Source organism: Serratia sp. AS12 (genome assembly GCF_000214195.1).
GTDB lineage: Bacteria > Pseudomonadota > Gammaproteobacteria > Enterobacterales > Enterobacteriaceae > Serratia > Serratia plymuthica.
On the sequence record NC_015566.1, the window covers coordinates 1528692 to 1540670 of the forward strand.

The 11979-nt window shown below is 59.2% G+C and carries 14 protein-coding genes; 8 read left to right on the forward strand and 6 right to left on the reverse strand.

Annotated features, from left to right (window positions below; translation table 11 throughout):
- Positions 1-8 precede the first annotated feature (8 nt).
- Positions 9-425 (forward strand): NUDIX hydrolase, encoded by a 417-nt coding sequence (locus SERAS12_RS07155; RefSeq protein WP_013812072.1) that lies wholly within the window; start codon positions 9-11, stop codon positions 423-425.
- Here SERAS12_RS07155 and SERAS12_RS07160 read toward each other — a convergent pair.
- The 4 genes from SERAS12_RS07160 to SERAS12_RS07175 form a co-directional block, all read right to left on the reverse strand.
- Positions 422-922 carry a DUF523 domain-containing protein gene (locus SERAS12_RS07160; protein WP_013812073.1) on the reverse strand — a complete coding sequence of 167 codons (501 nt, stop codon included), beginning with the start codon at positions 920-922 and terminating at the stop codon, positions 422-424. The two genes, SERAS12_RS07155 and SERAS12_RS07160, sit on opposite strands and share 4 nt — an antisense overlap.
- A gap of 72 nt (positions 923-994) precedes the next feature.
- A complete protein-coding gene (locus SERAS12_RS07165; protein WP_041415993.1) occupies positions 995-1669 on the reverse strand; it encodes an epimerase in 675 nt (224 codons plus the stop codon).
- Entirely contained in the window at positions 1669-2691 is a 1023-nt protein-coding gene (locus tag SERAS12_RS07170; protein WP_013812075.1) for an AraC family transcriptional regulator, read from the reverse strand. Before SERAS12_RS07170 ends, SERAS12_RS07165 begins: the two co-directional genes overlap by 1 nt.
- An 82-nt stretch (positions 2692-2773) precedes the next feature.
- On the reverse strand, positions 2774-4228 hold the full coding sequence (locus SERAS12_RS07175; protein ID WP_013812076.1) for a PLP-dependent aminotransferase family protein: 1455 nt from the start codon (positions 4226-4228) through the stop codon (positions 2774-2776).
- A 176-nt stretch (positions 4229-4404) separates the two neighbouring features.
- On the opposite strand from SERAS12_RS07175, the gene SERAS12_RS07180 reads away from it, so the two are divergent.
- From SERAS12_RS07180 to SERAS12_RS07190, 3 genes are all read left to right on the forward strand, one after another.
- Positions 4405-4593 (forward strand): DUF1127 domain-containing protein, encoded by a 189-nt coding sequence (locus SERAS12_RS07180; protein WP_013812077.1) that lies wholly within the window; start codon positions 4405-4407, stop codon positions 4591-4593.
- A 12-nt stretch (positions 4594-4605) separates the two neighbouring features.
- Positions 4606-5229, forward strand: a complete 624-nt coding sequence (locus tag SERAS12_RS07185; RefSeq protein WP_013812078.1) for a glutathione S-transferase family protein — start codon at positions 4606-4608, stop codon at positions 5227-5229.
- Between the two features lie 460 nt (positions 5230-5689).
- A complete protein-coding gene (locus SERAS12_RS07190) occupies positions 5690-6820 on the forward strand; it encodes a Gfo/Idh/MocA family protein (protein WP_013812079.1) in 1131 nt (376 codons plus the stop codon).
- Between the two features lie 217 nt (positions 6821-7037).
- On the opposite strand, the gene SERAS12_RS07195 is transcribed toward SERAS12_RS07190, so the two are convergent.
- Both SERAS12_RS07195 and SERAS12_RS07200 read right to left on the reverse strand, forming a co-directional pair.
- Positions 7038-7583 (reverse strand): antibiotic biosynthesis monooxygenase, encoded by a 546-nt coding sequence (locus tag SERAS12_RS07195; protein ID WP_013812080.1) that lies wholly within the window; start codon positions 7581-7583, stop codon positions 7038-7040.
- Positions 7584-7627: 44 nt separating this feature from the next.
- Entirely contained in the window at positions 7628-8272 is a 645-nt protein-coding gene (locus SERAS12_RS07200) for an isochorismatase family protein (protein WP_013812081.1), read from the reverse strand.
- Between the two features lie 139 nt (positions 8273-8411).
- Between SERAS12_RS07200 and SERAS12_RS07205 the strand changes: the two genes are divergently transcribed.
- The 4 genes from SERAS12_RS07205 to SERAS12_RS07220 all read left to right on the forward strand — a co-directional run bounded on the left by SERAS12_RS07205 (position 8412) and on the right by SERAS12_RS07220 (position 11957).
- Entirely contained in the window at positions 8412-9323 is a 912-nt protein-coding gene (locus SERAS12_RS07205; protein WP_013812082.1) for a LysR family transcriptional regulator, read from the forward strand.
- Positions 9324-9362: 39 nt separating this feature from the next.
- A complete protein-coding gene (locus SERAS12_RS07210; protein ID WP_013812083.1) occupies positions 9363-9839 on the forward strand; it encodes an OsmC family protein in 477 nt (158 codons plus the stop codon).
- An 88-nt stretch (positions 9840-9927) separates the two neighbouring features.
- The gene (locus SERAS12_RS07215) at positions 9928-10995 is read left to right on the forward strand and encodes a fatty acid desaturase (protein WP_013812084.1); all 1068 of its coding nucleotides are present in this window, start codon (positions 9928-9930) and stop codon (positions 10993-10995) included.
- A 29-nt stretch (positions 10996-11024) separates the two neighbouring features.
- Positions 11025-11957 (forward strand): ABC transporter substrate-binding protein, encoded by a 933-nt coding sequence (locus SERAS12_RS07220; protein WP_013812085.1) that lies wholly within the window; start codon positions 11025-11027, stop codon positions 11955-11957.
- The last annotated feature ends 22 nt before the right edge of the window (positions 11958-11979 follow it).

Consider the following 11979-nt stretch of genomic DNA (forward strand, 5'->3'; position numbering starts at 1 on the left):
GAGGCGTAATGGACAACAACAGCTTCGGCGGCGCCAAAATCGCGCTGCTGTGCGGCGATAGCCTGCTGACCTATCGGCGTGATGACAAAATCGGCATCCCCTGGCCCGGCTGCTGGGATCTGCCCGGCGGCGGGCGTGAAGGCGATGAAACGCCGTTGCAATGCGTGCAACGCGAAACCTTCGAGGAATTTGGCCTGCACATTACCGCTCGGCAGGTGAACTGGCAACAGCGCTATGATGGTATTCTGGCCGGCTATCCGCCCACCTGGTTTATGGTGGGCGAAATCACCCAGGCTCAAATTGCCGCCATCCGCTTTGGCGATGAGGGGCAATGCTGGCAGATGATGGCTATCGACCGCTTTATCACCCATCCGCAGGGCATTTCGCATCTGCAGCAGCGGCTGGCGGCGTATCTGCGCCGCTAGATCCGTTCCACCGCCTCAACCCGGGCGATCAGCGCAACCAGTTGGCGATCGGAAAACACCTCAATGCCATGCTGGCGCAGCAACTCGGCGGTAACGCCGCTGCCGGGTTTGGTCTGGCCGCTGAAAGAACCGTCGTAGATAAACTGGCTGCCGCAGGACGGGCTGCCGTCGGTGAGCAGCGCAAAGCGACAGCCGTGCCGCCGTGCGGTTTCCAGCGCCAGATGGGCGCCAAGCAGATAGCTGTCGGTGACGTCGCCGCCACCGGCCTCCATCACCCGCGCCTGCTGGGCGAGCACGGTGGCGCCATTGGCGGCCGGGGTAATTTCTGCGCTGGGGCGCGGGGTGGAAAAACCGGCGGCCAACTCCGGGCAGCAAACCACCAGGCGGCCTTCGCGCTGCCAGCGTTGCAGGGTCGCGTTGACCAGCGGTTTGTCGGAGCCGTTATAGCGAACTTTAAAACCGGCCAGGCAGGCGCTGAATAAAATCTTTGACGGCATGATCTCTGTCTTTTGTCTCAGGGGCGAAAGCGCGGGCAAACAGCCCGCACGCGCGGCTTTAACATAGCAGAATCATACTGCCGATGGCAGCGCCAACCGGTTAATTTCTGCCGGTTCGATGATCAGCAGCGGCGTCGTGCGTCTCGCAACCGCCAGCATCGCCAGCCCGATCCTTTCGGTCGTGGTGACCTGATTGGGGAACAGCCGCAAGGCACCCAGCCACAGCGGTTTAAACAGCGTATACAGCAAATGATAAGCACGGGTTTTGGAACGGATGCCGTGTAGCGGAAGAATAGCGCCGGGGCGGAACATCACCGCATGGAACGGCAGCGCCAGCAGGGCGTTTTCGGTCGCCCCCTTGACCCTGGCCCACATGCTGCGGCCCTGTTCGCTGCTGTCGGTACCGGCGCCGGAAACGTAGATAAAAGTCATGGCCGGATTCAGCCGCGCCAGTGGACGGGCGGCGGCCAGCGTCAGATCGTAGGTCACCGCGCGATAGTCGGCTTCGCTCATGCCAAAGGACGAGACGCCGAGGCAAAACAAACAGGCGTCATAGCCGGCGAACTGTGGCTCCAGCGCCGACAGGTCGTTGAGGGCGGGCGTCGTCAACTGCCTGAGTTTGGCGTGGCTTTGCGCCAGCGGGCTGCGGCCGACGCTGAGCACTTCTGTGACCTGCGGGTCGAGCAGGCATTCGCGCAACGCACCCTGGCCGACCATACCGCTGACCCCGAAGATTATCACTCTCATCATCTGTTCTCCTGGCGGGCGGTCACGCGCCGGCTGCGCCAACGGTTCGGCGTTTGCGATTCCCACTGCATAAAGGCGCGGCTGAACGAATTCAACTCTTCAAATCCCAGCACGAAGGCAATTTCACCCGGCTCCAGATCGGTGTCTGACAGCAGGTGGCAGGCGGTGCGGTGGCGGGTTTTGTCCAGCAATTGCTGATAGCTGTAGCCCTGTTGTTGCAGCCGTCGTTGCAGGGTACGCGGGCTGACGTACAGTTCGGCGGCCACGCTGTTCACGCTGGGCCGTTGCCCGCGCATGCTGCGGGCGAGGATCGCCATGACCTGTGCGGGCAGGTTGTCATCCTGCTGCGCCCTGGCAAGTTCGGCTTCCAGGCCGGGCAGCAAAACGGCCAGACTGTCCTGGTTATAGGTAATAAACGGTTGCTTCATCAGCGTGCGGTCGAACACCAGCACATCGAGCGGCGCGTTGAAATGGATCGGGCAGGAAAAATAGCGCAGCAGCGGGGAAGCGGGGTCCTGGCGGCGCGTCAGCTCGATCGCCCGGGGTTGGATCGCCATGCCGGTACCACGGCGGCACAAGGTAGTGATGTAGGCAAACATGGTGTCAATCAGCAGATCGGGGGCGTGGCCTTCGGCCATAAGCCAGCGGGTATGCAGCCGCACGCCGTGGCCGTCTTCCGTCAGCATCAGCTCCTCCGGGCACACCAGCCGCTTATAGCGGGCCACCTTCTGCAAGGCTTCCCCTAACGTGGCGGAATGCAGCGCCGCGACCGAGGCGATATCGTAGTGCTCCGGGGCCACGTCGCCGCCGAGGCGTAAACCGAATGCGGCATCATTGGTCAGTCTGGCGAGCGCGCGCCAGATTTCAAAATACTGGTGGGTGGAAAGCCTGGCTTTTTCGCGTCCGTCGCTGAGCAACCCGCTGGGAAGGCCGGCCAATTGGCTAACCTGTTCAATATCCACCCCCAGCGCCGCGAAGCGAACCGCCAGCGCACCGGATACCGGAATTTGATCGCTGCTCATGATGATTCCTTTGGCTGCCTGTTGAGAAAGGCTCCAGTGTAAAAGGTTAGGGCAGGCGCGGATAATCCGATTGCGACAAGCTTTACTCCCGCAGCGCCTGGGCGCTTTCGATGTCGGCTACCGGCGCCAACAGTAGCCTTTGGATGGTCTTGCCGACTCGGCTAACCGCCTGTTCAATCTCTGGCGTCAGTTTCGGGGCGTAGTTGATGCGCAGGCAGTTACGGTATTTGCCGGAGGCGGAAAAAATGCTGCCGACGGCGATCTGCACGCCCTGTTGCTCCAGATAGCGGTTCAGTCGCAGGGTATCAAATTCGTCGTCCAGCTCAATCCACAGCATAAAACCGCCGCGCGGCTGGCTGACGCGGGTGCCGGGCGGGAAATATTTCATGATCCAACCGGTCATCCGATCGCGGTTTTGCTGATAGCGGGTCCGCATGCGCCGCAGATGCTGCAGGTAATGGCCGTGACGGATAAAGTCGGCAATCGCCAACTGCGGTTGGGTGGCGGTGGAGCCGGTGCCGATATATTTCATGTGCAGCACGCGCTCCAGATAGCGGCCGGGGGCAATCCAGCCGATACGCAGGCCGGGCGCCAGCGTTTTGGAAAAGGAACTGCACAACAGCACGCGGCCATCGTCGTCGAAGGACTTGATGGTGCGCGGCCGAGGATACTGGTAAGCGATGTCACCGTAGACGTCATCTTCGATGATCGCCACATCATGGCGCTGCGCCAGCGTCAGCAACCGCTGCTTGCGCGCTTCGGGCATGATGTAGCCCAGCGGGTTGTTGCAGTTGGGCGTCAACAGAATTGCCTTGATCGGCCACTGGTCCAGCGCCATTTCCAACGCCTCCAGGCTGATGCCGGTCAGCGGGTCGGTCGGGACCTCCAGCGCTTTCATGCCCAACCCTTTCAGCGTTTGCATGGTGCCGTGAAAACAGGGGGAGTCCACCGCCACAATGTCCCCCGGCTGGCACACGGCGCGCAGCCCGGCGGACAGCGCCTCATGGCAACCTGTGGTGATCACCAACTGGTCGGCGCTTATCTGGCAGCCGGAATCCAGCAGCAGGCGGGCGATTTGCTCACGCAATCCCATCACGCCCTGAATATTGTCGTAATACAGGCTGCGCAGATCGCCATGGCGGCCCACATGCCCCAGCGCCTTCACCAGCGGTTTCAGCGTCGGCTCGCTGATATCCGGCATGCCACGCCCCAGCTGTACCAAATCTTCACGCGGTTTGGTGCGGATCAGTTCCAGCACCTGCTCCCATTGCGAAATGTCTACCGGCCGCTGCACCGGGCGGGTGACGGCAGGCAGCTCGGCTAAGGTGCGCAGCCCCCGCACGAAATAGCCCGATTTCGGCCGCGCCTCCACCAGTTGGCTCTCTTCCAGCAGGCGGTAAGCCTGTTGCACCGTGCTGATGCTGACGCCGTGTTCCTGGCTCAGCATGCGTACCGACGGCAGGCGATCGCCGGCGGGATAAAGCCCCTGTTCGATGCGTTGGCTGAGGATGGCGGCCAGCGTGGCATAGCGTGTCATACAGATACCCAAAATAAGAGTGAATGGGAAAATAACCGGCACAGATGGGATTAAATTAGACCATTCAGATACGCAGAGACAGCTTTTGTATGGAGAAAATACCCCTGACTTGAATCTGTACCGTTTTTCACTCGCGCCGCATCATGAACGCCGAGGCTAAATCGAAGGAGAACGCAATGATGACCCTGTTTGCAGATGGTGCGCCGGCGCGGAGCCGGTTATTCTTTTTCCGTTGGCGTTTGTACCTGCAACGCTACCGCACGCGTAAATCGCTGTTGCTGCTGGACGACGCGCAGTTGGCGGATGTCGGTCTGACGCGCGCCGATGCGCGGCGGGAAGGGCGCAAACCTTTTTGGCTGGAATAATAAGGAAACGGCATGCTGAAGTTATTGGGTAAAGCATCATCGATTAACGTGCGCAAGGTACTGTGGACCTGCCATGAACTTGAGGTGGCATTACAGCGGGAGGATTGGGGCAGCGGTTTTCGCTCCACCCAGGAACCGGCGTTTTTGGCGCTTAACCCCAACGGGCTGGTGCCGGTACTGATCGACGGCGAGCGGGTGCTGTGGGAATCCAATACGATTTGCCGCTACCTGGTGGGCCGTGAAGGGCGCCAGGATCTGCTGCCGTTGGAGCCGGGCGCGCGGGCCGGGGTCGAGATGTGGATGGACTGGCAGGCTACCGACCTGAACAACGCCTGGCGCTATGTTTTCATGTCGCGGGTGCGTCAGGATGCCGCTTATCAGGATCAGGCCCGGTTGGCGGATGCCGAAAGGGAGTGGAACCGGCTGATGGGCATACTGGAACAGCACCTGGCGCAGGGCCAGGCTTATATGGCCGGTGCGGCTTTTAGCCTGGCGGACGTGGTGATCGGGCTGTCGTTGAACCGCTGGTTGATGACGCCGTTCTCGCGCCCGGATTACCCGAGGCTGAATGCGTATCTGCAACGGCTTAAGCAGCGGTCGGGGTTCTTGCTGTATGGTGCCAACGGTTTGCCGTGATATGAAATAAAATATCCATTTTATTGAGGTCGATGACAAAGTGGTCTGTGAGCCTGAGATACCCGGGCCTAGCGCACTGAGGGGCCATTATGGGACACGTCCCTGTGTCCCACCCTACGGGCCGACTTGAAGTCGTTCCAATTTGCTCCCGGCAAATTGGTCGACGGCCAAGGCCGTTACGACCCCTTCGGCACGCTTTCCCTAATAACGGACTTTGTCAGCAGTCTGAATAAAATATCCATTTTATCCGTGCGTTCTTCACCGCTGGGTGCCGCGTATCGCGATCGTCACGCCGTTGCATCATGGCCTGCAGGGTTTCATGAACGGCATCACGGATATGAGTTTTATTTTTCCTTTGGCTTGTCATTGAAATTTATATTCCATATAACCTTGTCTCAGATGGCGCGTTTCATTAAGCGGCGCGCCGGCCACATTACGGATATCGGCAGGGGAGAAGGTGATGAAACAGGTACGCGTTGGGTTAATTGGCACCGGCTACATTGGGCGTTGCCACGCTATTGCTTATGCGCAGGCGGCCACGGTATTTCCACTGAAAGGCGAACTGGTGTTGGAAATGCTGGCGGAAGTGACGCCGGAGTTGGCGCAACAGCGCGCCGCCGAGTTTGGTTTCTCACGCTCTACCGGCGACTGGCGGCAGTTGGTGGCGGATCCGGCTATTGATGTGGTGGATATCTGCGCTCCAAACTTCCTGCACAAGGAGATGGCGCTGGAGGCGATCCGCCACGGTAAACATGTTTATTCCGAAAAACCGCTGGCGCTGGACGCCAGTGATGCCGCCGAAATGGTGCAGGCCGCCCGCGCCAAAGGGGTTAAAACGCTGGTGGGTTTCAACTATATGAAGAACCCGACCAGCCAGCTGGCACGCGAAATTATCGCCAACGGCGAGATTGGCGAGGTGGTGCATTTCTACGGCACCCACAATGAGGACTATCTCGCCGATCCGCGCACCCCGATAGACTGGCACTGCCGCAAGGCCAGCGCCGGATTGGGCGCGCTGGGGGATCTGGCAGCGCACATCGTCAACATGGCGCATTACCTGGTGGGCGATATCGTGGCGGTCTCCGGCGACATGCAGACCATTATCAAACAGCGGCCGGATGCCAAAGACCCGACGGTGATGCATGACGTGGAAAACGAAGATCAGGCCAGTGCGCTGGTGCGTTTTGCCGGCGGCGCCATGGGCACTATCGAAACCTCGCGCATTGCCTGCGGGCGCAAGATGGGGCTGACCTACGTGGTGACCGGCACCAAAGGCACGCTCAGCTATACCCAGGAACGGATGGCGGAACTGAAGCTGTATCGCCATGACGAGCCGGCAGAGCGGCAGGGCTTCAAAACGCTGCTGGTGGGGCCGAAGCACCCGGACTACGCGGCGTTTTGCATCAGCGCCGGGCACGGTATCGGTTTTAACGATCAGAAAACGGTGGAGATCCGCGATCTGGTTAACGGCATTGCCGCCGGCGACCGCATGTGGCCGGATTTCGAAGAAGGTTGGAAAGTGTCCTGCGTGCTGGATGCGATAGCCGCTTCCGCCGAGCAGCGTCGCTGGCTCGATATCAATCGCGATTAGGCGGCCGGCTATGGCGCGCCCAGGCTGAAAACGCCATAGCTTAGGATGTTAATCAGCTACCAGCTTAATAAGTTGTTAAGCTGGTAGCTTGATGTGATTAAAAATGCAAAGCATGAACAACCGAACGTGCCCAAACCGTCGGCGGCGTAAACCCTTTCCCTGCCAACCCAGGCTAACATCCGTTCAATCCCTGTGATCCGTTCTCCTGGCAGACCGCCTAGTGGCGGATGAGCCATTGATGAAAGACGCGGGTCACGATCGGCATCCAGAGGAAAACCACCAGCGCGACCACGGTAGCGTCATTGAGAAAATGGCCGGGCAGCGTCCCCCCCAATTGCGGCAGCAGTTTGCCCCAGAACCAGGGCACCAGATTGGTGGAGGGGAAGATCACCAGCAGGGTGATCAAAAACTGTTTCCACTTGGCGGGTGGCCGGGTAGTGGCGCTCGGTGGCGTGAACCAGAATTCCGCGCCGGGGCGAATATCCACGTGGTCGTCTTCCAGCAACAGCGGCGCCACTTCTTCGATGTATTTCTTGCGCAGCGGCGAGTTGTTCCACAGGTTCAAATTGTCGATGCTGTCAAAACGCACCAATATCGTATAAGCCTGCTCGCTGCCGGTAGGGCGGATCACGTTAACACCCAGGTGGCCGGCGAAGCCGGCGGCTTCCGGCATAATGCGTTTCAGCCAGGCCTCGTAGGCCTGTTCCTGACCCGGTGCCAGACGATGAGTGATCACTAACGTGACGTGCTGCTGATGAACCATTAAGTCGACTCCAAAAAAGACCCCGGCGCGGCCGGGGCGGGCAATTATTTCATCACTCGCAGCGGTGCAAGGGGCGTCAGAGAGGCTGCGTCGTCAACGCCCATGTCGTAAGTGCCGCCGTGCTCACGCACCAGCGCCATCACCGCGTCGTAGGTTTCTTTGTGCGCCCAGTTACGTTGATATTCCAACAGCACCTGCTGCCAGGTCACCGGGGTGGCACCGGCCTGGACCATGGGATCGATAGTGCGATCATGCACATTGACCGAACTGCCGCCGGAAGTGTCGGTAACCACATAAACGTCGTAACCGGCTTCCAGTGCCATCAATGCCGGACAGGTCAGAGAGACCTCGTTCCACAGCGCGGAAATCACCAGCTTCTTGCGGCCGATGGCCTCGACGGCCCTGACAAAAGCGGCATCTTCCCAGACATTCATCGTGGTGCGCTTAACGGGGGCGATCTCAGGGCGAACCGCCAGCAGTTCCGGCCAAATAGCGCCGCTGAAACGCTCGGTTTCGACCGCGCTGAACAGCGTCGGAACGTTAAAGATCTTGCCGGCTTTGGCCAAACCGACAACGTTGTTTTTCAGTAGCCGACGATCAATATTAGCCTCGCCAAAGGTCATCTGCGGCTGGTGGTCGATAAAAATCAGCGCGGAGTTATCTTTATCAAGTAATTGAAATTCAGACATGATTTACTTTCCCAATCCTACTGCGAATTAACCGCCGTAATGCAAAGCCGATAAAATGCAGGGTAGACAGGGGCTGATTTCAAAGATAGCGCAGAATTTTTGCCATCTTGTTGAGTTTTTTTATACACGGGGGAATACGGTGAGATTAAACCTGGAAGCGTTACTGATTTTGGATGCGCTGGATCGGCACGGCTCGTTCGCCGCTGCGGCTTCGGCGCTGTTCAAAACGCCCTCGGCGCTGAGCTATATGGTGCAGAAACTGGAGAGCGATCTCGAGGTTACCCTGCTTGACCGTTCCGGCCACCGGGCGAAATTTACCGATACCGGCAAACTGATGTTGGAAAAGGGTCGGGTGCTGCTGCGGGCGGCGCAGGATCTGGAACAGCAGGCGCGCTATGTGGAAAACGGCTGGGAAAGCGAGATCACGCTGGGCATTGACGCATCCTTCCCGTTCGAACGGCTGTTGCCGCTGATTGAAGAGTTTTATCAGCACCATCATCATACCCGCCTGGCCTTTAGTCATGAGGTGCTGGCCGGCTCCTGGGAGTCGCTGGTTTATGGCTGCGCGGACATTATTATCGGCGCTATTTGTGAACCGCCGTCGCGCGTTGGCTATGCTTTCAGTCAATTGGGCCGGCTGGATTACGTGTTTGCCGTGGCCCCGCAGCACCCGCTGGCGGCGCTGGCAGAGCCCTTGCTGAAGGCCGATATCCGGCAGCACCGGGCAGTAGTAGTACGGGATACCTCGCGGGTGAATGCCCCGCAGAACCTCAATATCCTCGAGGAGCAAGATCAACTGACGGTCTTTGGCTTTGACGCCAAACTGCGGGCGCAGCTCAGCGGCCTTGGCTGCGGTTATCTGCCGCGCTACCTGGCCGAACCTTACCTTAAAAGCGGCGAACTGGTGGCGAAGATCGTCGAAGCGGAACGTTGCAGCGATGTCGCCTATTTTGGCTGGCGTGAAAGCGCCACCGGTCTGGCGGCGAAATGGTGGCGCGAACGGTTACAGCAGTATGCCGATGCCGGGGATGTCTACCCCGGTCATCTCTGATTAGCGTTTTTTGATGCATGGCAAAAGGAAAATCGGGTAATGAAAGGTGAACATCGGTACGACGTGGAAGTGAACTGGGAAGGTAACCTGGGCGCCGGTACGCCGGATTACAAATCTTACGGCCGCGATCATCGCATCAGCGCCGCAGGCAAGGCGGATATTGCCGGTTCCGCCGATCCGGCCTTTCGCGGCGACGCCGCCCGCTGGAATCCGGAGGATCTGCTGGTGGCGTCAGTCAGCGCCTGTCACAAACTTTGGTATCTACACCTGTGCGCCACGTCGGGGATTTCGGTGCTGGCCTATCAGGACAACGCCGTCGGCATCATGCGCGAAGATGCCCAGCGCGGCGGGTTCTTTACTTCGGTGACGCTACGCCCGCGGGTAACGGTGCGGGACGGCGACGATCTGCAACTGGCGCAACAACTGCATGAAAAAGCGCACCACCTGTGCTTTATCGCCAACTCGGTCAATTTCCCTATCGACTGTCAGCCACAGGCCGTTTACGCAAATAGCTGATTTTTAACTTTGCTTTACCGCTTTCGTTATTTTGAGCGCCACTGCGGCTCGCAGATACTGAGGAAAATTTCCTACAGCGAGCCGCAGCATGTCCTCAACCCAACGCCACAGCCACTATCTGCATTCTGCCCAGCGTAACTGGATCCGGCAATTGAACCGGCGCTGGTACTGGCGGCTGGAACTGCCGACCTGGGGCATTATGGCGGCGGTTTACGGCGGCTGGTTTGGCGTGGCACAGTACTGGCAGACGATGGGGCCGTGGCTTGGCACGCCGCTGCTGATCCTGTTGACCACCTGGTATATGTCGTTGCAACATGAACTTATCCATGGCCACCCAACGCGCTGGCCGCGAGTCAATCAGCTGTTTGGCCTGTTGCCGCTGGCGGTTTGGTATCCCTATGGTCTGTATCGCGATTCGCATATTCAGCACCACCGCAATGAACATCTGACCGATCCGCATGAAGATCCCGAAAGCTATTATTTCAGCCAGGCCCAATGGCGGCGTTTCCCACGGCTGTTTCCGCTGTTGGCGAAGGTGCGCAATACGCTGGTCGGGCGCATTGCGTTTGGCCCGGCGCTGGATATTGCCGCTACGTTGGTCAACGCACTGAAGGCTATCGCCGCCGGCGAAGTACGTACGCTGGCGATGTGGCTGGTGCACCTGCTGCTGTTGGTGGTGCTGCTGGGGTGGTTGCAACAGCAGGGCATTGGCGCGGCGTTTTACCTGTTGGCCGTCAGTTACCCGGCGCTGGCGCTGACCAAGGTGAGATCGTTTTTTGAGCATCGCGCCGTTGAAGCTCCGCAGGCACGTTCTATTATTAATGAGGCGGCGTGGCCGTGGCGGCTGCTGTTTCTCAATCTGAACTATCATTTAGTTCACCATGATCTGCCCGGCTTGCCGTGGTACGGTTTACGGGAAGTGTATCTGGCGGAGCGCGGCGCGTACCGGCAGCGCAGCCAGGGATTTGTGGTGCAGGGCTATGGCCAATGGGTGAGTGACTACGCATTTACCCCGGTTGCCGTTGAGGTTCACCCTTTCAGTGGCGGTGAAACATCGGCGGCGCACCAGGGCGAATATGACGCCTGGCCGGCAGAGACATTGATTGCGCGATGGAAGCGCGTTTCTCAGGATTTTCCAATCGATCTGGCCAAATAGCCGGAAAACACACAACAAGAGGAAAAAGTATGGCTATCACCCCATCACGCGGACGTTTCTTTGCTCTGGCGTTGACCTTGCTCGCTGCGAGCGTCGGCGTGGCGCAGGCGGCCGATACGGTGCGCGTCGGGTCTAAAATCGACACCGAAGGTTCGCTGCTCGGCAACATCATCGTGCAGGTGCTGGAATCCAACGGCATCAAAACCACCAACAAATTGCAGCTCGGCACCACCAAGGTGCTGCGCGGGGCGATCACCTCCGGCGAGATTGACGTCTACCCGGAATACACCGGCAACGGCGCATTTTTCTTCTCCGATGAGAAAGATCCGGCGTGGAAAAACGCTCAGGCCGGTTTCGAGAAGGTGAAGAAGCTCGATTATGACAAGAACAAAATAGTCTGGCTGGCTGCCTCGCCGGCCAACAATACCTGGACTATCGCCATCCGTCAGGACGTGGCGGACGCCAACCACCTGAAAACCCTGGCCGACCTGGGCAAGTGGATCAACGGCGGCGGCAAGTTCAAGCTGGCGGCTTCGGCGGAGTTTATCGAACGCCCGGATGCGCTGCCAGCGTTCCAAAATGCTTACGGCTTTAAACTGAATCAGGATCAACTGCTGTCGCTGGCCGGCGGCGATACCGCCGTGACCATCAAGGCGGCGGCGGAGCAAACCTCCGGCGTGAATGCGGCGATGGCCTACGGCACCGACGGCCCGGTGGCGGCGCTGGGGCTGCAAACGCTGGAAGATCCAAAAGGCGTGCAGCCGATTTACGCACCGGCGCCGATTATCCGCGAGGCGGCGTTGAAACAGCACGCCAATATCGCCGAGCTGCTGAAGCCGGTATTTGCCTCACTGGATGGCCCGACGCTGCAGAAACTCAACGCGCAGATCGCGGTGGAAGGCCAGGATGCCAAACAGGTTGCGGCCGCTTATCTGAAAGAGAAAGGATTTGTTAAGGGATAACGCCGATCTTCCCCCTCTCCCC